Consider the following 20,106-nt stretch of genomic DNA (forward strand, 5'->3'; position numbering starts at 1 on the left):
TCGACGACTACAAGCGGTTTCGTCGAGCATCAAATGACCTCGCCCAACGCATTGGGTACTTAATGATCACAGCACGGCGATCGGCATCCCCGGTTCGGTCCCCTTCGAACTCCGTCGTCGATGCTTTCATGGAGAGTAGAAATGAAAACCCGCAACATCGCCGTAATGGCCACCGCAACACTTGCCCTCGCCTTTTCAACCGGCCCCGCATTCGCAAACCCCGGCGAAGTTCAAACCAAAAGCATCGCCTTTGCCGATCTCGATCTGAACTCACCACAAGGCCAAGAACGGCTTGAGCGCCGTATTGAAGCTGCTGCTCGCAGCGTTTGCAGCGCTCATGAAAGCCACCTTGGCACCCGCCTGCGCTCATCGCAGCATAACGCCTGCATTGCCAACGCTCGTGCGCAAGCCAAGAAACAGATCGCAAGTGCAGTATCCAATCAGCGACGCGGCGGTTAATCCGCGTTCACTCCTGCGCTCACCCCAGAGCGCAGACACTACGGCCCGAACCCTACTCAGTCCCGGGGTTCGGGCCGTCTCTTGTTTGATTCAGAGCAAACATAGAAAATAGGGGCTTTGACAAATTCTGCTCGCCGCAATTGTCACACGCAAAAAGTGCCGTGAGCTTAGCGACCTGCCATTGCTTTGACCTTGGAAAGATAGGTCCGGCCAATCCTCAAAGCTTCGCCATTTTGCAATTCTGCAGACCAGACCCCCAGCCCATCATGACGCAGCCCGCGAATATTGTCGCGGCGAAGGATAGTGGATCGATGAATGCGAATGAATTGTTCTGGGTCTAACCGATCTTCAAGTCCGGCAATGGTTTGAAGCAGGAGATAAGAGCGGCCATTCTTAGCGCCCTCGGCCGGATCACCTACATGAAGACGCACATAGTCGCGTTCGGCGTCAATCTGATGCACCTCACTTACCGCAATGCGCAGTAATTCTGAACGGTGCGGGACCCAAAGCTCATCGAGCCATTTGCTCGTCGGCGCCTTGCGCTCGCCTTTGCGTGCGACCGCGCGTTCTATTGCGCGGTCCAACCTTTCAGACGACACCGGCTTCAAGACATAGTCGATCGCCTCAAGGTCAAAGGCTTCCACTGCAAAGTGATCATGGGCCGTTACAAAGATCACCGCCGGAGGGGATTCTTCGTCGGCAAACTTGCGTGCAACACCAAGCCCATCAAGCTCTGGCATAGTCATGTCGAGAAGGACGAGATCAGGTTCGAGCTTTTCTGCAAGACGCAGCGCTGCTGCCCCATCGCTTGCGGTGCCAACAACATTGATAGCAGGCAATTCGGCGCAAATAACTTGGATCCGCTCCACCGCCAAGGGCTCATCATCCACGATTAATGTCCGAAGTCTAACCGGGGAATCGTCGCTTTCAGCTATCGCCAAAAAATCACCTCTTGCTTGAATTTTCTCTGGGCCTGGACAGCGGAATACGAATTTGCGTTCGATAGCCGCCCGGAATGGGGGTTGAAGTGAAAGCAATATCCGAACCAAAGCGCGCTTCCAAGCGATCACTTACATTTGCAAGGCCAATTCCAAATCCATGCGGTGCCCCCTCGGGCACGCCCGGGCCGTCATCGCTGATTGTTATGACCAGCCGGTCGAACTCTTCATGCGCTGCCACAGTGATAGTCACAGGGCGTGTTACAGCAGACACCGCATATTTGACCGAATTTTCAACCAAAGGCTGAAGGATCATGCCGGGCACACGGGCCTCTTCCAACTCTTCAGGCAAGTCAAAAACCGGCTTCAACCGCTCCGGAAAACGCACCGCTTCAATGTCGAGATAGAGCTTTTGCAGATCAAACTCGTCCCTGAGCGTGACATCGCTTGTAGGCTCATCTGCGAGACTATGACGATAGAAGCGGCTGATGGTTTGAATCATTCGTTCAGCTCGGTCAGCCTTGCCGGTCATCACCAGCGCAGACAGGGAATTGAGCGTGTTAAACAGGAAGTGCGGGTTCACTTGATAGCGCAGAGACCTTAGCTCTGCAGCTTTGGCAGCGGAGCGGAATTGTTGTTCGCGCCTTTCGGCAACGCGCGCCTGTATTACGGCAAGAAGCGCAAAATAAGTCGATGCCCAAGCGAGCAAAAGAAAATATCGGCCAAGCGCGATTTCCAAAACCGCTCGCCACGATCCTTTCGTTTGCTCAGCGGACACAATCAACAGCGATTCAGACTTATCAAAGGAGTTGAAACCCTTCGGGCCGGGCGGCTGAACCGATGCGCCTTCGGGGAGGTCGTAAACAAGGTTGCCTTGGTCATCCAAACGAAAGCCCCGCTCCTCGGCAAATTTCTGTTCCAGTTTCGATTGAACATCCTGAAAGGCAAAGTGGTTTATTTGGCCAATCGCCACCGCGACGGGGATCGCAAACAGGCTTGCCGCAGTGATCTTGATCCAAATCGCCTTGCGATCGACGAGCCTCAAAATTGCCCACAAGACAAGCGTAAGCCCCATGCCTGCCAGCGTCACCAAGAAGCGCCTCGCAGCCATCTCCACCTGCATGTCTAACTCAAAGACATAGGTACGCAGGGTGATCAGAAGGAAATACGCACCCCACAGCACAGCCACCGACACGAACACTGTGCGGAACGGTACGCTCGTCGAGCCTTGATTGGCGGGCATCTCTGGAGTTTGGCTTAAATCCATAGTGAATAGCCGAGATAGCGCTTTGCGAACAAAAGCGCCAACCGGTCGTCGGCGCTAGAGGTCGTTTGGTCGATTGATGCGCAACGTTGAACGACTGTTACAACATCGCGTAAGAGGTCGTCTATCAGGCCCGCGGCTTGATCATCTCTGCAGGGACCACCCACTGAACAAACTGTTCTTCAGTAAGAAGGCCAAGCTCAAGCGCGGCTTCTTTAAGGGTCGTACCGTCTGCGTGAGCTTTCTTGGCAATCTTGGCCGCATTGTCATATCCGATATGCGGGTTAAGCGCGGTGACCAGCATAAGGCTTTCATTCATCAGCTGATCAATGCGGGCGGTATTTGCCTCAATCCCGACAACGCAATTGTCGGCAAAGCTACGCGACGCATCCGAGAGCAGGCGCACCGATTGCAGCACATTGTAGATCATCACCGGTTTGAAGACGTTAAGCTCAAGGTGCCCGTGTGAACCAGCAACGCTGACCGTCGTGGCGTTACCCATGACCTGCGCGCAGACCATGGTAAGCGCCTCACACTGGGTTGGATTGACCTTGCCTGGCATAATGGACGAACCCGGCTCGTTGGCTGGGAGGGCAATCTCGCCCAATCCAGAACGCGGGCCAGAGCCGAGAAGGCGGATGTCATTGGCGACTTTCATCAAGCTAACAGCCGTTGAATTCAATGCGCCTGCAATTTCAACCAACGCATCATGCGCGGCGAGCGCTTCAAACTTGTTCGGCGCCGTGACAAAAGAATGGCCTGTAATATCGGCAACCTGCGCCGCAAACTTCTCAGCGAAACCAGCTTTGGAATTGATGCCGGTGCCAACGGCAGTGCCGCCCTGGGCAAGTTCAAGGACACGAGGCAGAGCATTTTCAATTCGCGCTATCGAATATTCGACCTGCTTGGCATAGCCCGAGAATTCCTGTCCCAAGGTCAAAGGCGTTGCATCTTGCAAGTGTGTGCGACCAATCTTGACGATATCGGCATAGGCCTTGGCCTTGGCATCAAGCGCACCGTGCAGATGTTGAAGCGCTGGGATAAGCTGTTCAATCGTCTCACAGCCTGCCGCAATATGCATAGCCGTTGGGAAAGTGTCGTTTGAGCTTTGCCCCATATTACAGTGATCATTGGGGTGTACTGGCTCCTTACCCCCATGCACGCCAGTCAAGATCTGGTTCGCGCGGCTCGCAATCACTTCGTTGGCATTCATGTTTGACTGCGTGCCCGAACCCGTCTGCCACACGCTAAGCGGGAATTGATCGGCAAGCGTGCCGTCAATCACTTCGCCGGCGGCCTCGACAATTGCATTGCCGATCTCCTCAGCCAGCACACCCAGCTCCATATTGGCGCGGGCGGAGGATTGCTTTTGAATTCCCAATGCTCTTACCAGCGGCGCTGGCATCGTCTCTGTGCCAATAGCGAAATTGTACAGGCTGCGCTGGGATTGCGCACCCCAATGTGCATCGATGGGAACGGCCACTTCGCCCAAAGAGTCGGTCTCAATGCGCACTTCACCGGTAGCACCAAAGATGGAACCGTCATTGTGCACTGCGCGCGCATCAGAATTGGGCATGTCACTCATCGAATGTCTCCATTGTTCGGTCGATCTAGGGTCCTGCTCAACAGTCCTAGCGAATACGTAGCGCTCCATATGACGCCAAAGTGCGACAGGTCAAAGGGAAGCTCACGCAGTTTGACCTATTGACTTGCCTATTCACTTGGAAGTCTTGGCTACCGTGTTTAAGTAGGGTTGACGAGCTGTATTATGGAGATAGTACAGTAGTCCAAGATATTTATGAGCGATACCATCATGTCACTTACTGAGACCGCCAACACCGAAACAGCACGCAAAGCGATGATCGATAGCCAGCTTCGCACCAGCGGTGTAAACGAGGAGTTTGTACTTCGCCGTATGAACACCGTCCCTCGCGAGGCATTTCTTCCGCAAGACAAGGCAAGCCTTGCCTACATTGATCGCTCCGTTCCAATCGGGCCCGACGCTCACCTGGCGTCACCCCTATTCTATGGCAAGCTCTTGCTTGAAGCAGCGCCAACCGCTTCTGACCGCGTCCTGATCGTCGAAGGCGGGACCGGTTATATGGCCGAACTCGTGCGCCCATTGGTTTCTGAGATGACTGTCATCTCGGCCAAGGATGCTGCCGAAGGCTCCGCACTCAAAGGCACCTATTCGATGATCCTTGTCGATGGCGCGATTGAGGGTCTTTCTGACGGTTTAATCGACGCACTTGAAGAAGAAGGCACGGTAATCACAGGCCTAGTCCTTCGCGGCGTCACACGCCTCGCCTCTGGCCGCAAAGTGGTGGGTCACCTCTCGCTTGAGCCTGTCGAAGACCTTGGAATTCCTGTGCTGCGCGCATTTGAAAAATCCAAAGGATGGACCTTTTCGTGACAATCAAAGCCCGTTCTTTCCAGGCCATCAAAGTCGCCTCTTGCACAAGCGCCCTGGCCCTGTTGATGGGAGCGAGTACCGCGCACGCAGACACGCTGCGTGACGCGTTGGCGTCGGCCTATAACACCAACCCAACCCTTGAAGGCGCGCGCGCCACACAGCGCGCTGAAGATGAGAATGTACCGATCCAACGCGCCCCGGGTCTTCCCAGTTTGAATGCAACAGCAACCCACATTGAATTCTTACGTCAATCGGCAAACTCATTTAACGCGCCAACGCGCAATTTGGGCGTAAATGCGCTTTTATCAGTGCCAATTTACTCTGGCGGAGCGGTGCGCAATGGCATTCGCGCAGCGAAAGAGCGCGTCGAAGCGGGTCAAGCTGACCTAAGAGGCACGGAAAGCTCAATTTTCAGCCAAACCGTCGCAGCCTATATGGACGTGTTGCGCACCGAAGCCTTAACTCAACTCGCCACCAATCAAGTCGAAGTGCTCGAAGTGACCTTCCAGTCAACAAGCGACAGGTTTGAAATCGGTGACCTTACGCGGACCGATGTTGCTCAGGCGGGTTCTCGTCTCGCGGTCGCACAAGGCGATTTGCGCACCGCCTATGCAAACCAAGTCAATGCTCGTGAAACCTACATTGAGCTTGTTGGGCGGGCGCCAACCGAACTTGAAGCGCCGCCGCCTCTACCGGGTCTTCCCGAAACGGTTGGCATGGCCGTTGTGACTGCGCTTGATAACAACCCTGATCTGATTGCTGCAAAAGAGCGCGCCATAGCCGCGGGATATGACACAGAAGTCGCAGGCTCAGGACGCCTTCCGACAATCGGCCTTTTTGCCAACGGAGATTACAGCAACTTCTTCGGCACACTTGGCGGTCCAGTCGCAGCCCAGTTTGCGCAAAACGAAACCACCGCCAATGCCGGTGTCCGGCTCACCATTCCCTTATTCCAAGGCGGCCTTACCGCCGCCCGTCAACGCCAAGCTGGCGCGCGCGAATCCGCTGCGCTTGAGCAAGTGATTGCTGCAGAACGCAATGTGATCCAACAAACACGGTCTGCTTATTCAAGCTGGCAGGCCTCCAACGCAGTGATCGAAAGCTCGAAAGCCGCCGTCGAAGCTGCGGAAGTCAGCCTTGAGGGCGTACGCGCCGAAAATTCGATCGGGAATCGCACAATCATCGACGTTCTCAATGCCGAGCAGGAGCTCTTGTCTGCACGGGCCAACCTCGTGACTGCACGCCGAAATGCCTATGTCGCAGGGTTCACGCTCCTTGCCGCTATGGGCCGAGCAGAAGCACGCGATCTTAACCTTGATACAGGCGGGCCACTTTACGACCCGCAAGTCAATTACGAGCGAGTGCGCGGCAAGTTTTGGGATTGGGACCGCGACCCAGAACCCGAACCAAAATCGACGAGAACCGTTGACATTGAGGCCGCTGAAGCTTTCATAGGGCCAGTAATAGAGCCTAGCGAGACGCCGTAATCCGCGATTCGTAATGGTTAACGCGAAAATTGGGGCAAGAACTTGGGTAAGAACGGCGAACCTTCGGTCGAAGAGATCCTTGAATCGATCAAAAACGTGATGGAGCGTGACAGCCGCGCCTCCAACGCTGATGCCAAGCGTCGCAAACGCGATGAAGCGGAAGAATTGACGGCAAACCCCGCCAGTGGCGAAACAAACACCGCATCCAAGGATGAAGTGCTCGATCTGGGTGAACTTGAGTTGGCCGATGTTGTCGACTTTGAAGACTGTGAAAGCGATTCTCTAATTGCCGAAGAGACACGCGGCGCGATGCAAGAAAACCTCGCGGCCCTCGCCATGCTGGCAGAACCCCCTGCAAAGCCGCAAATCGTTCGTTCTGGCGAAACATCGCTTGAAGGAATGGCCCGTGAATTGATGCGCCCAATGCTCGCAGAATGGCTTGATAAGAATTTGCCTGGCATGGTCGAAAAGCTTGTACAGGCAGAAATCGCTCGGATCGCGGGTAAACGAAACTAAAGATCGCTATTCGGAACTTCGGTTTCGCTGGAAACCTTTGGGTAATGGCGTTAGCCTGCGGCCCATGGGACTGATCAAAAAATCGCGCCTTTTATGGGCTGCTCCGCTTCTCCTTACCGCTCCGCTTGCAGCTGACAATCACGCTGAGAACAACACCGTGCTCGGCTTAACCAAGCCAGCCATGTCGGCGCGCGATTTGATTACAATGCCGCGCCTTGGTGCACCGACCGTCACACCACTTGGGCGGTATGCAGTCTATTCAGTCACGTACACTGATCCAAAAACCCTGGAGAGAGCGCCCAAGCATTACCTCCTCGACCTTGAGAACCCCGGTTCTGAGCCGGTTAAAATTGAATTGGGTCTTTCTGGTCATTCATTGAGTTTTGGGCCTGACAATTTCCTCTATTTCCTAAGCTCCAATCATACTGACGAAGATGCAGATCCCCGCTCACGCCTTTGGCGGGTGGCACTCGAAGGGGATGGCAATGTCACCGGCCCGATGCCGGTCGCCGATCTCACAGGGACCGATATCGCCGGTTTCAAGATCGCCCCTAGCGGCGACAAGATCGCGCTTTGGGCCGAAATTGGCCGCGATTGCGATCAGTTTGGGTGTGCCCCACAGGATGGAACAACCGGGTCGGGTCGCCTTTATCAAGGTGATGGCGGTTTCTACCGCCACTGGGACCATTGGGTTGAGCCAGACCTCCTCAGCCGTGTCTTTGTATTCGGCCTTGAGGAAGGTGAAGTCACAGGTGACGGCGTTCCAGCCGATGGCGGGATAGGCATTGGCAACACGCCAACAAAGCCGTTTGGTGGCGGTGAAGATATCGCTTGGGCACCGGATGGTTCGGGTCTCTACTTCGTCGCGCGCAGCTCCGATGCCAAAGAGCCAACCTCGACCGACCTCGATATTTATTGGTCTGACCTTTCCGGCGGCGCTCCAACCGATCTAACCAAGGCCAATGAAGCACACGATTCGAGCCCTGCGCCATCGCCTGATGGAAAGCATCTGGCCTATCTCGCGATGGCTCGGCCCGGCTATGAATCCGATCGTATGGTCGTTCAACTCCGCGATCTAGAGACAGGGGAAACCCGTGCCCTCACGGCGGAAACCGATTTATCGTTTGGCGGGCTTACATGGAGCAAGGATGGAATGTCGCTTTTCGCGACAGCCACCGATGTACTCGATGTGCCGGCTTATCGCATTGATCCAAAGAGCGGGGCGGTGACTGAGCTCAACCTGATCGCAGGCAATGAAGCGCATATTGGCGCCCTCACCCCAATCATGGGCAATCGCCTGTTGTTCACGCGTGATTCCATTGGCTCCGCAAAAGAGCTGTTCATCGCGGCAGACGATACAAAAGCGATACCGCTTACCGATATTGTGACATCGCGAATGGGTGACATGGCTTCGACCGTTACAACGCGGTTCAGCTTTGAAGGCGCGCAGGGCGACACAGTTTGGGGCCAGATTACCCGTTTGGAAAATCAAGAAGGCCCCATTCCGGCAATTCTTTACATCCACGGCGGGCCGCAAGGCTCTTTCCTTGATGGCTGGTCTTCTCGTTGGAACCCGCGCGTTCTTGCAAGCCAAGGTTACGCCGTTATCTCCGTCGATTTCCATGGCTCATCCGGATATGGGCAGGATTTCATGGACTCAATCAATGGAGATTGGGGCGGCAAACCTTTGGAAGATTTGCAAAAGGGCCTGGTCGCTGCGCTTAAGCTCGACGAGCAAATCGATGGGAAACGCACCTGCGCCATGGGGGCCAGTTACGGCGGCTACATGGTCAATTGGATCGCTGGCAATTGGCCAGATCGGTTCGATTGCCTCATCCAGCACGATGGCCTGTTCGACATGCGCAGCTTCTATTATTCTACCGAAGAGTTGTGGTTTCCGCGCTGGGACTTTGGTGGCTCTTATGCAGAAAACTTGGAAACCTACGAGAAGTGGAACCCCGTCAACCACGTCGACAAATGGCAAACACCAATGTTGGTGGTAACGGGAGAACGCGATTTCCGCGTGCCTTACACGCAAGGATTACAAAGCTTCACAGCTCTGCAAGAGCGCGGCATCCCATCGCAATTGCTGGTTTACCCAGATGAAAATCACTGGGTACTAGGCGCAGCAAACTCGCTGCAATGGCACGAAACTGTATTTGCTTGGCTTGATCGCTGGTTAAAACCGGCCGACGCGACCTCGGACGAAAACTAATTTTCGTCCTTAGGCGACCACAGTTCATCAGGGTCAGGCAGGCGGTTATCGACCGATTCGTCGTGGCCTGTTCCGTTTGATAGAAACGCCAAGCCCATCAAGCCGCCGCCCAGAAGCATTGTAAAGCTAATGCCAAGCGCGGTTGCGATGTAAAAATGGACGGAAATCGCGCCATTATAGGCATACAAAAGGCCGACTGCGATCAAGACAGTCACAATTGTCGCTAACATCAAAACACGCATAATCCGGCGGTAGCGCGCCCAAGCGTGAGCTGCGTTTTGAGGGTCATCGAGAGGGGACTTATTGGCCATTTCAACTCCATGCTCCCGACCACGGGCCATTGCAATGGTAGAGGTACGAAGAGGCTCACAATTAGGTTTAAACCCTAGTGGACTGGCAATTTCAGCCAATTGATGGCATTTTCTTGAGGTGAAGAGGAGGCGACCATGACAATTGCGAAAATCATTGGTGATCGGGATGGAACGGACATTATCTCCTGCGATGTGATGACACCCGTCAATGAAGTCATTGGTATGCTTGCAGGAAAGAGGATCGGCGCTTTGCCTGTCCTGCGCGGTGGAAAGGTCGCAGGAATCGTATCTGAACGCGACATCATTTACCGACTCGCAAGCGTAGGTCCGGCGTGTTTGGATGGTCCAGTCGAAGCGATAATGACATCGCCTGCGGTGACGATTGAAGCATCGACAACAATTGACGATGCATTGGCGCTTATGACCAAACGCCGTTTCAGGCATTTTCCTGTAGTCGAAGGAGAAGCGCTTGTGGCGTTTGTTTCCATCGGCGACTTGGTGAAAGATAAGATTGACGAAGTTGAGCACGAAGCAGCGGCTTTGCGTGACTACATTCAAACTGTCTGAGCCTGCAGACCGTTTAAGCGGGAAAACCGTCTAAACTGATCCCTACCCTTGAGGATTGGCCCCGCGAGACTTAAGTGTTGCTTATGGCTCAAACACTCACCCTTACCTCTGCAGCGGCAAAGCGCGTTGCTCTGATTGCGCAGAAACAGACGAAGCCTGCAATTCTGCGGCTTTCTGTCGAAGGGGGCGGGTGCTCGGGCTTCCAATACAAATTTGATTTGGCGGACGGTGCGGACAGCGATGATAGCATCAGCGAAACCGACGGTGTGAAACTTGTGGTTGATCCGATTAGCCTCGATTTGGTCGGCGGAAGCATCATTGATTTTGTCGAATCTTTGGGCGGCGCGGCGTTCCGTGTTGAGAACCCAAATGCGGCGGCCGGCTGTGGCTGCGGGTCGAGTTTCGGCATTTAATCTGCGTTCGAGTAATGGACGAGGCGCCGCTGATCCGTCATGGATAGGCGCATGAAAATTGCCACTTACAACATCAACGGCGTGAAGGCGCGCCTACCCAGGCTCAAGGAATGGCTCGAAGAAACGCGGCCGAGTGTCGCCTGTCTTCAAGAGATAAAGAGCCAGGATAAAGATTTCCCCGCTCATGAATTCGAAGCGCTTGGTTATTCGCTTATCTGGCACGGGCAGAAATCGTTCAACGGCGTCGCCATCCTTGTTGATACCAATGCCGGATATTCGCTGAGCGAGGTTCAACGCGGTCTTGGTATTGATGGACCCAAGGACGGCGAGGGCGAGCAATCTCGCTACTTGGAAGCAGATGTGACCAAAGATGGCGTGACGGTGCGCATTGTGTGCATCTACTTACCCAACGGAAACCCCCTACCCGGACCCAAATTTGATTACAAACTTGCGTGGATGGAAAAGCTGCGCACCCGCATGGCCCAGATCTGGTCAGAGGAAGTACCCGCAGCCATTTTGGGAGACTACAATGTTATCCCACAAGACGATGATGTTTATGCCGTGAAAGCCATGGCCTCGGATGCCCTAATGCAACCGGAATCGCGCGCAGCATACAGCCGCCTTTTGACGGATGGTTGGACGGATGCGGTTCGCACACTCAATCCGCGCGGCGGGGTGTGGACCTATTGGGATTATCAAGCAGGTGCATGGCAACGCGATCACGGCTTTCGCATTGATCACATCCTGCTTTCACCTGAATTGGCCGACCGATTGGACGCAGTTGGCGTCGACCGCGAACACCGTGGGCGCGAAAAGGCAAGCGATCACGCGCCAACATGGGCGATTTTGCGCGACTAGAAGAGAACAACAAAAGGACCCCGCCCTCGGGGGGTGAGGACGGGGCCTTAAGCCATCAGCTGATGCAATGATCAGCGATAGAATACGTGTGTGTCGATCTGCGTAACGCGGGTTTTCTTCCGGCTCCACGCAGGGCGCACATATTTTGCATGGAAATAAACTGCTTCATTCGCCTCTGATTGCCAGAGGTTTTCATGAGCAATGCGCGCGACAGCCTTGGCACGATGCCAAGTGGCTTTCGACGTGTTGATTGCAGGCATTTTACCGCCGCGAACGAATGAGAATTGCGCGCGTTGATGAACGACGCCGCAATAGCTTGCGGGCCAACGCGAATCTTGGGCGCGGTTGATGACAACTTCTGCAACAGCAAGCTGGCCATCGAGCGGCTCACCGCGTGCCTCGAAGTAAACAGCGCCCGCAAGGCAGCGCAGCTGCTCGGTTAGCTGAGCATCTTTATCCATACCCGAGACAAGCTCGCGCAAAGAAGACCCTTCAACATTTGCCGCAGTCAAAGGCTCAGCAACCGGTTGGACCACTTCATTGGTCACAAAAGTGATTTCTGGATTCGTAGAGGTTTGAGGTACGATCTCAATCGTATCAGCCTCTGTTGTCTGGCCTTCGACAACCACGTCGCTCTCTTGAGTAAGAGCGTCTTGTGCGATGGCCTCAGCGCCGTCAGCGCTGGAGAAACTCAATCCGGCGACCGCAACAATGGCGAGCGCGCTGTATGAATAAGTCTTCCGACTCATGTACTTATCTTTTTGTGCGGTGAGCGAGCCCAGACGCAGGCGGAACCTGAAGTGCGATTATATCGCGAGTTTGGAGAGATGGTTCAAAAGCCTGCCGGCTGACCCCCCGTCTGCGTGCCATTGACTGAGCTGAATTGCTCTTACCAAGGCCTGCGCATCTGGAAGCTGAGGGCCAAATAGTGTCAAACGAAACCATGTCAAGTTAACGCTGCATCACTTCGGCAAAAGCGCGATGAACCGTTCTGGATTGTCGATATCCACCTCCAAGACCCAAATATCTGGGTCTTGGCTGCGCCTACGTGAAATATACTCATCGAATTCTTTCGGTTTTTCAATGTCTTGTGATTTCGTAAGCACGAAAGGCCGTGTTCCATCCAATTGCGGCATCCTTTCGTAAAGCCGCGTATCTTCCCCGCGAAACATACTTACAATGAGGATAGTACCTGCATCACGCTCACCTTTAGCCAGAACCATAGCAAAGCCGCCATTTGTTTCGGCAAGACGAATCATACTGGAGATTTCAAGATGAGCAGGGAGCCTTTCGCTCATCCCGCGCCTCAGCTCACATATCCGGGCAGGCTGGATAGCGGGATGCGCGAACGCATAAATGTGCCGGTTCCGCGGCCAATTTCTTCGCCCTCAGCGTCCACCAAGCGCGATTCGGCAACCATCACGCGGCGTTTGCCGCTGACCCATTTGCCTTCGGCCACAACTTCGCCATCGCGCACAGGTTTTGTAAAGTGCAGGTTGAAGCTGGTTGTGAGAAGGAATGTGTCGGTTGCCAATGTGTTCGCAGCGTAAAATGCTGCATCATCAAGCATCTTGAAATAGATCGTACCATGCGCCGCGCCCGCCGCGTGGTAGACGTCTTTTGAGATCGTGAAAGTCAGCCTTGAGGCGCCTTCACTTGCGATTTCGAGCTTTGACTTGAACAGGGAGTTGACAGGAGCAGAGGTATAGAGCCGCTCGAGCGCACGGTAATGTTGCTGCGCTCCAGCGTGCTTGGTTCCTGTCTCCTTAGGCGGCATCACGGCCTAGGAATTGATTGGTGAGTAGCGCATAAATTGCTTCAGAATCAGGCGCTTCACCAAGCGCATTAAGCATGTTTTCATCACGCATCAGTCGCGAAATCGCAGCCAAAGCGTGAAGGTGTGTTGCGCCTGCATTCTCAGGGGAAACAAGTCCAAAAGCGATAGTCACAGGCACCGCGTCTGCCGCTTTAAAGTCCACTGGATGTTCGAGCTTGAGCACAGCCAATGTCGGACGCGTTACTGAGGAAAGACGGCAATGGGGAATGGCTACACCGCGGCCAAAACCAGTGCTGCCCAACGCTTCACGCTGTTCCATACCATCAAGCACATCGCCCCCATCTAATCCGTAGACAGAGGAAAATAGGTCAGAGATGTGGTTTAGTATCTGTTGGCTGGATTCAGCACGTGAAAGCGCAATCGCTTCGGGCTGAACTGTAATATTCACGTCCATGTACTTCTCAAAAAATTGTGTGCTCCCTCCCCCAAGAGAACAGTGAAATCTGTCAATAACGAGCAATAGTGCCGCAATTATGGCGCGCGCTTCGGCCCACATTTTTGGTTTGGATCATCTGATATTCAAAGCGGATCCTAACCGCCTTTTTCAGATTTCCTGGTATTCTACCTGAATATCCTACCTCAAAGATCTTAGTTGGGTTCAACCCATCCAATCGACCCGTCGGCGCGGCGATAGACCATATTATGTCGTCCAGTTCCAGCATTTTTAAAAAATAATGCAGGTGTATTGCGCAAATCGAGCATCATCACGGCATCTGCGACACTGCTTTCTGGAACATCGACACTTGTTTCAGCAATAATAGGCGGAGCGTCGACAACGACTTCTTCAACCTCATCATCAACAGCAAAGATGGTGTAGGCCGCCTCTTCTTCTGCTCTTGCGTGAAGCGCTTGTTCGTGGCGATCTTTGAGGCGCCTTTTGTATCGGCGCAGCTGTTTCTCAATCTTTGTGGCTGCATCTTCCAAGGCTTGATGCGCATCATGAGCGCGACCTTGCGCCTTTAGGATCAGACCCTGCATCACATGCAAGACGATGTCGCAGGTGAAAGCACTTCCTGGACCCTTGCCAAAGGTCACATGGGAAGAAAGGGCGCGATCAAAGTGCTTTTCAACAACCCCACCGAGCCTATCAGATGCATGTTCTTGGAGGGCGGCACCTGTTTCGACCTGATGGCCTGAGATACGCATTTCCATTTTCGCTGATCCTCCAATTTGTTGTTCAATTCATTGCGTCCAGATCGCTTCCTTGATCCCGGCGACAAATTCCTCATGACGCGCCAATTCTACGGCGCTCGCAGTGTGAGGGCGGGGCTCTCTTCGTGGGCCCTTTGCCTTGGACGCGACCACAGTATTGTGCGCGTTGTCAGGTCCATCTTGTTCTTTCAAATCTTCGGCTTTGGCAGCCAATTCAAGACCGATCTGGCGCCCGCCGTTGAGTTCAACATAGACTTGAGCGAGTAGCTCTGCGTCGAGCAACGCCCCGTGCTTCACCCTGTGACTGCGATCCACGCCGTAGCGCGTGCAAAGAGCATCAAGCGAGAGCTTGGCGCCGGGGTGTTTCTTGCGAGCGATGGCAACCGTATCAACCATCCGATCCATCGAAATCGGCTCACGCCCAATCCGCTCAAGCTCTGTGTTAAGAAAGCCAAAATCGAATGCGGCATTGTGGGCCACAAGTGGGGCATCACCGAGAAACTCAAGCAATTCGTCAGCAGTTTCAGAGAATAACGGCTTTCCCGATAGGAAATCCGCCGAAAGCCCGTGCACCGCCTCGGCAGCAGCAGGCATATCGCGTTCTGGGTTATAATAGGCGTGATAGCTATTGCCGGTTTCAACCCGGTCTATCATTTCAACACAGCCAATTTCGACCATGCGATCCCCGGTTTTGGGGTCCAGACCGGTCGTTTCTGTATCGAATATCACTTCGCGCATTTGCATGACTATCGTCCCAAGAGAGTGATTGCGCAAGGGCTTTGGGTGAGGGAGTTTAGATCAAGCAGTGAGCGCCTCAATTAAGGCGCGCACTTGCTGCCTTGTTTCTTCAAGGCTTAGCCCGGTGTCGATAATATGATCGGCTCGTTCGCGCTTCTCTGCATCAGGGGTTTGAAGTCCCAAGACGTGCTCAAATTTCTCCGGCGTCATACCGGGCCGGGCTAAAACCCGTTCTCTTTGAACATCTGCTGGTGCAGAAACCACCACCACGTGATCTACAATCGCATGACCGCCGCCTTCAAAAAGAAGCGGGATGTCAAAAAGAATCAGCTCAGTTTGTGCATGTTCCTCCAAAAACTGCGCCCGTTTGAGACCGACCGCAGGATGAACAATTGCCTCTAATGTGGCGAGCTTCTCCTTATCGGCAAAAACGAGCTTGCCGAGAGCATCTCGGTTCACGCCTTCTGGGCCAGTTGAGCCTGGAAAGGCCGTTTCGATGGCAGGCACAAGATCCCCGCCGGGCCCCTGAATCGCGCGCACCTCTGCATCGGCGTCAAAAACCGGGATGCCAGCACGTTCAAACATGGCGGCGACCGTTGATTTGCCCATTCCGATTGAACCGGTGAGACCAATGATTTTGGGTCCAGACGAACTGTTCTTCATGCCGTCAAAATTTCCATCAATTCAGCATCGTATTCGCGAGGAGGCGGTTTGCCAAAGAACTTTTCAAACGCAGTTGCGGCCTGGCCAATGAGCATCGCATAGCCATTAATCGTCTCAAAACCTGCATCGCGCGCATTCTTCAGGAATTGCGTATCAAGAGGGCTGGTCACAATATCATAGGCAACACTGCCCGGCGGCGCATGACTCCAATCAAAGGCAAGGGGCGGGTTCCCCAACATTCCCAAAGGCGATGCATTGACGACAAGGTCAAAACACTGATCCCGATCATCGAAGGTGAAATCGGTCGCTTGTGCAAAATGATCGAGAGATATCGCATGATGCTCTCCCTTGGGTGCGAGCTCATCGAGAAGGTCTCGCGCCTTATCGGGATTGCGGCCGGCAACAACCAATGTGAAGCCTTGGTCTGCCAAACCTGCGATAATGGCTCTGGCTGCGCCGCCTGTCCCTAGAATACGCGCCATGCGGAACAAATGTTGTTTTCCAAGCACTTCGCGCAAAGGCTCCAAGAAACCATCCGTATCGGTGTTGTAGCCCACAAGCGCGCCATCTTTGGCCCGGACCACTGTATTCACCGCGCCCAATTTTTTTGCCAATGGGTGAAGCCGGTCCAGTAATGGGATAATTGCCTGTTTGTGCGGCATCGTGACATTGCTGCCTATCCATCGCGGGTCGGCTTTCGAGGCGGCAATATATTTGGCGAGCTCTTCAGAGGTCACATGCACGCGCACATATTCCGCGGCAATTCCGAGTTTTTCGAGCCAAAAACCATGGATGAGAGGTGATTTGGAATGGGCGATTGGATCGCCAATCACATGGGCTCGCGGGGTCATGAGACTCATGCAACAAGCAGCCCTTGCTCGCGCAAAGCGCCCAGCACTGCGAGAAGGGGCATGCCCAGGACTGTGAATTGATCGCCTTCAATGCGTTCAAACAATTGAACCCCCATGGCCTCTATCCGGAAACACCCCACAGTATAGCCAATTTGAGGCCATTCTGCCTTTAGATAGTGTTCGATAAATTCAGGCGACAACTCGCGCACCTTCAAGGAGGCGCAATCTTGATGGCTCCATTCGCATCCGCCACCGCGCACCAATGCAGCAGCGCTGTGCAGTTCGATTGTTTTGCCGGAAAAGAAATTGAGGTGTTCGCGGGCGTTCTCGCGCGAGGATGGTTTATCAAAACGCACCCCATCGACAACCACAAGTGAATCGCTTCCAAGAACGACGCTTTGCGGGTGATCTTTTGCAACATCTGCGGCCTTCGCAACGCTAAGCGCTTCGGCAATTTCGGAGGGAGAGGAGGCTTTCAAACCCTCTTCAATGCCGCGCTCATCAACATCTGCTGGGATCGCTTCATAGTCTACGCCTGCAGCATCAAGCATCGCCCGGCGTGAAGCTGATTTGGATGCGAGTATTAAATTGGTCATATCGGCCCAATCATATCGGCTTGCTAACCCCGTCGACCCGGCGGTCTTTACGTTGCCGCTCTTGCACAAGGCGAATGATCGCAGCCGCGCTTTCTTCGATAGAACGGCGGGTCACATCAATGACAGGCCAACCATTGTCGGCAAACATTCGGCGCGCAAAGGTCAGCTCATCCTTCACCTTGTCATTATCGACGTAAGAAGTCTTTGTGCCTTCATTGAGCGACAACAACCGATTGCGGCGGATCTGAACCAATCGTTCTGGCGCGGTGGTAAGACCGACAACAAGTGGATGGCGCAAACCAAACAGGGCTTTTGGTGGGGGGCTTTCGACAACAAGCGGAATGTTGGCGGTCTTATATCCGCGATTGGCAAGATAGATGCTGGTTGGGGTCTTTGAACTGCGCGATACGCCAGCGAGGACGATATCGGCTTCTTCCCAATTCTCCCATCCCACTCCGTCATCGTGAGCAATCGTGAACTGGATCGCATCAACCCGTTTAAAATAGTCCTCATCCATCAAGTGCTGACGACCGGGACGCCCATGGGCTTGTTGACCCAATTGCGATTCAAGCGCAGCGGTAACTTGGTCCAAAACCGGCACCGCAGGCAGACCAAGGTGCCTGCAATGCTCTTCTAGCCGGGCGCGGGTATCCGGATTGACCAGAGTGAACAAAACAAGGCCCGGATTATCAGCCAGATCTGGCACAATGCGGTCCAAATGCTGGCGCGATCGCACCATAGGCCAAAAATGCCTGCTCACATCCGGATCATCAAACTGCGCAAGCGCAGCTTTGGCGATCATTTCGAGCGTTTCACCCGTGGAATCTGAGACTAAATGAAGGTTGAGGCGGCTCATAAGACGATTCGCGTTTGTGCCCGGTGTTGTTCGTGGACGCTGCTTGTGGACAGATATGCGCATAAACCACGGGAGAGAGCCGTCGACAAGCTAGGGACAGGTTTTCCTACCCATTACCGCGATTTTCTTATGGGTATTTCTCAACACAATTTGGCGAATGTGCACAGCTTGGGAAGATTGGGGATAGATTGCGCTTGACCACACAGCTTGGCGGATTCGCAATGAGCAGATCTGATCAAATTATTCCGGCAGTGTAGGGGAAACTCCGGTAATTCCCGATATCCACAGGACCAACAGACTCCATCAATCCTTTTAATAATATTATTTATTAGTTTAGAGGACCCTCATGCCCGGCCCATTGCTCGAAACCCTAAAAGGGAACCGCCAAGAAATCGCCCCTGTTTGGCTTATGCGCCAAGCGGGTCGTTATCTTCCTGAGTATCGTGAGCTTCGTGCTCAAAAGGGAGGCTTTCTCGCGTTAGTTTACGACAGCGATGCTGCGGCTGAAATCACGGTTCAACCTATCAAGCGTTTCGGATTTGATGGAGCGATCCTGTTTTCTGATATCCTCATTGTACCTCATGCGATGGGACAAGGGCTTGAGTTTCTTGCAGGCGAGGGGCCTAAACTTAGCCCGACGTTGCTCGAAACCCAGCTTGAGAGTTTCACGGCGCAATTTGATCGGTTTGATCCCATTTATGAGACCGTGCGAAAGACAAGGACGCAAATTTCGGATCAGGTGACGATGCTTGGTTTTGCAGGCTCTCCGTGGACTGTTGCGACGTATATGGTGGCGGGTGAAGGATCGAAGGATCAGGGCAAGACGCGCCTTTTGGCTTATCAAGATCCGAAGCGTTTCCAAGCAATCTGCGATGCGATTGCCGATGTTTCGATTACTTATTTGCGCGGGCAAATCGATGCAGGGGCAGAGGCGGTACAACTGTTCGACAGCTGGGCAGGGAGCCTTGCGCCCGATGAATTTGAACGCTGGGTCATTGCCCCTAATGCGAAAATCACGGCTGCGATCAAGGAAAGCCACCCTAATACACCGGTAATCGGTTTTCCAAAGGGGGCAGGGGAGAAGCTGCCATCTTATGCGCGCGAAACTGGCGTTGATGCGGTTGGTCTTGATGAATCGCTTGATCCTGATTGGGCCAATGCGCAGCTTCCAGAGGGTATGCCGGTCCAAGGCAATCTCGATCCGCTTTTGGTCGAAGCAGGCGGTGACATGCTGGGCAAGCGTGTGAAAACTGTCCTCAAAGCGTTTGAAGATCGTCCGCATGTGTTCAATCTTGGTCACGGCATCGGCCAGTTTACTCCGATTGAACATGTCGTAACCCTTTTGAAAGCAGTCCGAGGCTGATTTTATGCAAGAGGTGCTTTTGACAATTTACCCATGGCTGACCGCAGGCCATGTGATTTTCATGGTGTTTTGGATGGCTGGTCTGTTCATGTTGCCGCGCCAATGCATTTATTTACACAGCGCAGCCCCTGGATCACCCGAAGAAGCCTTGTGGGCGCATCGCATGGGTCTTTTGAGGAAAATCATCCTTACCCCGAGTATGCTCGTGGTCTGGATCCTTGGCCTCACACAAGCCTTTGCGATGGAGATATTTGCGTCTGGGTGGCTGCATATCAAGATCACACTGGTGTTGGCCTTGACCGGCTATCATGGCTGGCTCGTTGGTCAGACAAAGAAGATGGCACGGGGCGAACGGCCATTGAGTGAGAAGACATTGCGTTTGGCGGGTGAGATTCCCGGAATTTTGCTCATTTTGATTATCGTCGTGCTATATTTGGGGCGGATTTATTTGGCCTGATCCGCCAATTTGCGTTTGTTCGCGATTGGTGGATTGACCGCAGCGCTCTGGGCCCGTATTTCGCTAAGCACTCAACCGGTCAGTTCGCGCCGTTTAAGCGCGGGCAGTCTGCTTTCTCCAAGCCCAGCCTATCGTCTCTTCAATAAGACAAG

24 protein-coding genes are annotated in these 20,106 nt (G+C 53.8%); 10 read left to right on the forward strand and 14 right to left on the reverse strand.

The genetic code is table 11. The annotated features are described in order from the left end of the window. Positions 1–141 precede the first annotated feature (141 nt). Positions 142–459 (forward strand): UrcA family protein, encoded by a 318-nt coding sequence (locus ABJ205_RS09070; RefSeq protein WP_348154843.1) that lies wholly within the window; start codon positions 142–144, stop codon positions 457–459. Between the two features lie 167 nt (positions 460–626). Here ABJ205_RS09070 and ABJ205_RS09075 read toward each other — a convergent pair whose 3' ends face one another. The 3 genes from ABJ205_RS09075 to fumC form a co-directional block, all read right to left on the reverse strand. After that, on the reverse strand, positions 627–1,394 hold the full coding sequence (locus ABJ205_RS09075; RefSeq protein WP_348155043.1) for a LytTR family DNA-binding domain-containing protein: 768 nt from the start codon (positions 1,392–1,394) through the stop codon (positions 627–629). 10 nt (positions 1,395–1,404) lie between these two features. Next, positions 1,405–2,664, reverse strand: a complete 1,260-nt coding sequence (locus ABJ205_RS09080; RefSeq protein ID WP_348154845.1) for a histidine kinase — start codon at positions 2,662–2,664, stop codon at positions 1,405–1,407. Positions 2,665–2,788: 124 nt separating this feature from the next. Then, a complete protein-coding gene (fumC, locus tag ABJ205_RS09085; RefSeq protein ID WP_348155046.1) occupies positions 2,789–4,237 on the reverse strand; it encodes a class II fumarate hydratase in 1,449 nt (482 codons plus the stop codon). 222 nt (positions 4,238–4,459) lie between these two features. On the opposite strand from fumC, the gene ABJ205_RS09090 reads away from it, so the two are divergent. From ABJ205_RS09090 to ABJ205_RS09105, 4 genes are all read left to right on the forward strand, one after another. Continuing rightward, positions 4,460–5,074 carry a protein-L-isoaspartate O-methyltransferase gene (locus ABJ205_RS09090; protein ID WP_348154847.1) on the forward strand — a complete coding sequence of 205 codons (615 nt, stop codon included), beginning with the start codon at positions 4,460–4,462 and terminating at the stop codon, positions 5,072–5,074. Continuing rightward, positions 5,059–6,561: a TolC family outer membrane protein gene (locus ABJ205_RS09095; RefSeq protein WP_348154849.1), complete on the forward strand. Its 1,503-nt coding sequence runs from the start codon at positions 5,059–5,061 to the stop codon at positions 6,559–6,561. Before ABJ205_RS09090 ends, ABJ205_RS09095 begins: the two co-directional genes overlap by 16 nt. A gap of 42 nt (positions 6,562–6,603) precedes the next feature. Beyond that, the gene (locus ABJ205_RS09100; protein ID WP_348154852.1) at positions 6,604–7,077 is read left to right on the forward strand and encodes a DUF2497 domain-containing protein; all 474 of its coding nucleotides are present in this window, start codon (positions 6,604–6,606) and stop codon (positions 7,075–7,077) included. A 64-nt stretch (positions 7,078–7,141) separates the two neighbouring features. Next, on the forward strand, positions 7,142–9,292 hold the full coding sequence (locus tag ABJ205_RS09105) for a S9 family peptidase (RefSeq protein ID WP_348154855.1): 2,151 nt from the start codon (positions 7,142–7,144) through the stop codon (positions 9,290–9,292). Here the strand turns inward: ABJ205_RS09105 and ABJ205_RS09110 are convergent. Further along, positions 9,289–9,603, reverse strand: coding sequence for a hypothetical protein (locus ABJ205_RS09110; protein WP_348154858.1), 315 nt, complete (start codon positions 9,601–9,603; stop codon positions 9,289–9,291). The genes ABJ205_RS09105 and ABJ205_RS09110 overlap by 4 nt on opposite strands. A gap of 135 nt (positions 9,604–9,738) precedes the next feature. On the opposite strand from ABJ205_RS09110, the gene ABJ205_RS09115 reads away from it, so the two are divergent. The 3 genes from ABJ205_RS09115 to xth all read left to right on the forward strand — a co-directional run bounded on the left by ABJ205_RS09115 (position 9,739) and on the right by xth (position 11,441). Beyond that, positions 9,739–10,170, forward strand: a complete 432-nt coding sequence (locus tag ABJ205_RS09115; protein WP_348154861.1) for a CBS domain-containing protein — start codon at positions 9,739–9,741, stop codon at positions 10,168–10,170. A gap of 83 nt (positions 10,171–10,253) precedes the next feature. Further along, positions 10,254–10,583 (forward strand): iron-sulfur cluster insertion protein ErpA, encoded by a 330-nt coding sequence (gene erpA / locus ABJ205_RS09120; RefSeq protein WP_348154863.1) that lies wholly within the window; start codon positions 10,254–10,256, stop codon positions 10,581–10,583. Between the two features lie 51 nt (positions 10,584–10,634). Continuing rightward, the gene (gene xth, locus ABJ205_RS09125) at positions 10,635–11,441 is read left to right on the forward strand and encodes an exodeoxyribonuclease III (protein WP_348154866.1); all 807 of its coding nucleotides are present in this window, start codon (positions 10,635–10,637) and stop codon (positions 11,439–11,441) included. 71 nt (positions 11,442–11,512) lie between these two features. Here the strand turns inward: xth and ABJ205_RS09130 are convergent, their stop codons facing one another. The 10 genes from ABJ205_RS09130 to ABJ205_RS09175 form a co-directional block, all read right to left on the reverse strand. Then, a complete protein-coding gene (locus ABJ205_RS09130; protein WP_348154868.1) occupies positions 11,513–12,190 on the reverse strand; it encodes a cell wall hydrolase in 678 nt (225 codons plus the stop codon). A 213-nt stretch (positions 12,191–12,403) separates the two neighbouring features. Next, entirely contained in the window at positions 12,404–12,739 is a 336-nt protein-coding gene (locus ABJ205_RS09135; RefSeq protein WP_348154871.1) for a DUF1491 family protein, read from the reverse strand. An 8-nt stretch (positions 12,740–12,747) separates the two neighbouring features. Then, on the reverse strand, positions 12,748–13,218 hold the full coding sequence (locus ABJ205_RS09140) for a PaaI family thioesterase (protein ID WP_348154873.1): 471 nt from the start codon (positions 13,216–13,218) through the stop codon (positions 12,748–12,750). After that, complete coding sequence (locus tag ABJ205_RS09145) at positions 13,208–13,672, reverse strand: PTS sugar transporter subunit IIA (RefSeq protein ID WP_348154876.1); 465 nt, start codon at positions 13,670–13,672, stop codon at positions 13,208–13,210. Before ABJ205_RS09145 ends, ABJ205_RS09140 begins: the two co-directional genes overlap by 11 nt. Before the next feature lie 194 nt (positions 13,673–13,866). Further along, positions 13,867–14,430 (reverse strand): ribosome-associated translation inhibitor RaiA, encoded by a 564-nt coding sequence (gene raiA / locus ABJ205_RS09150; RefSeq protein ID WP_348154879.1) that lies wholly within the window; start codon positions 14,428–14,430, stop codon positions 13,867–13,869. 30 nt (positions 14,431–14,460) lie between these two features. Beyond that, positions 14,461–15,168, reverse strand: coding sequence for a DNA polymerase III subunit epsilon (gene dnaQ, locus ABJ205_RS09155; RefSeq protein ID WP_348155049.1), 708 nt, complete (start codon positions 15,166–15,168; stop codon positions 14,461–14,463). A 60-nt stretch (positions 15,169–15,228) separates the two neighbouring features. Further along, positions 15,229–15,831 carry a dephospho-CoA kinase gene (coaE, locus tag ABJ205_RS09160; RefSeq protein ID WP_348154881.1) on the reverse strand — a complete coding sequence of 201 codons (603 nt, stop codon included), beginning with the start codon at positions 15,829–15,831 and terminating at the stop codon, positions 15,229–15,231. Next, a complete protein-coding gene (aroE, locus tag ABJ205_RS09165; protein WP_348154883.1) occupies positions 15,828–16,691 on the reverse strand; it encodes a shikimate dehydrogenase in 864 nt (287 codons plus the stop codon). Before aroE ends, coaE begins: the two co-directional genes overlap by 4 nt. Next, a complete protein-coding gene (locus tag ABJ205_RS09170; RefSeq protein ID WP_348154886.1) occupies positions 16,688–17,278 on the reverse strand; it encodes a nucleoside triphosphate pyrophosphatase in 591 nt (196 codons plus the stop codon). The genes aroE and ABJ205_RS09170 overlap by 4 nt, the downstream gene beginning before the upstream one ends. Positions 17,279–17,288: 10 nt before the next feature. Then, complete coding sequence (locus ABJ205_RS09175; protein WP_348154889.1) at positions 17,289–18,134, reverse strand: pyruvate, water dikinase regulatory protein; 846 nt, start codon at positions 18,132–18,134, stop codon at positions 17,289–17,291. Positions 18,135–18,480: 346 nt separating this feature from the next. Between ABJ205_RS09175 and hemE the strand changes: the two genes are divergently transcribed. Continuing rightward, positions 18,481–19,497, forward strand: coding sequence for a uroporphyrinogen decarboxylase (gene hemE, locus ABJ205_RS09180; RefSeq protein ID WP_348154892.1), 1,017 nt, complete (start codon positions 18,481–18,483; stop codon positions 19,495–19,497). Between the two features lie 4 nt (positions 19,498–19,501). Beyond that, positions 19,502–19,954 (forward strand): CopD family protein, encoded by a 453-nt coding sequence (locus ABJ205_RS09185; RefSeq protein WP_348154895.1) that lies wholly within the window; start codon positions 19,502–19,504, stop codon positions 19,952–19,954. Positions 19,955–20,106 lie beyond the last annotated feature (152 nt).

Source organism: Erythrobacter sp. (assembly GCF_039988855.1).
Lineage (GTDB): Bacteria > Pseudomonadota > Alphaproteobacteria > Sphingomonadales > Sphingomonadaceae > Erythrobacter.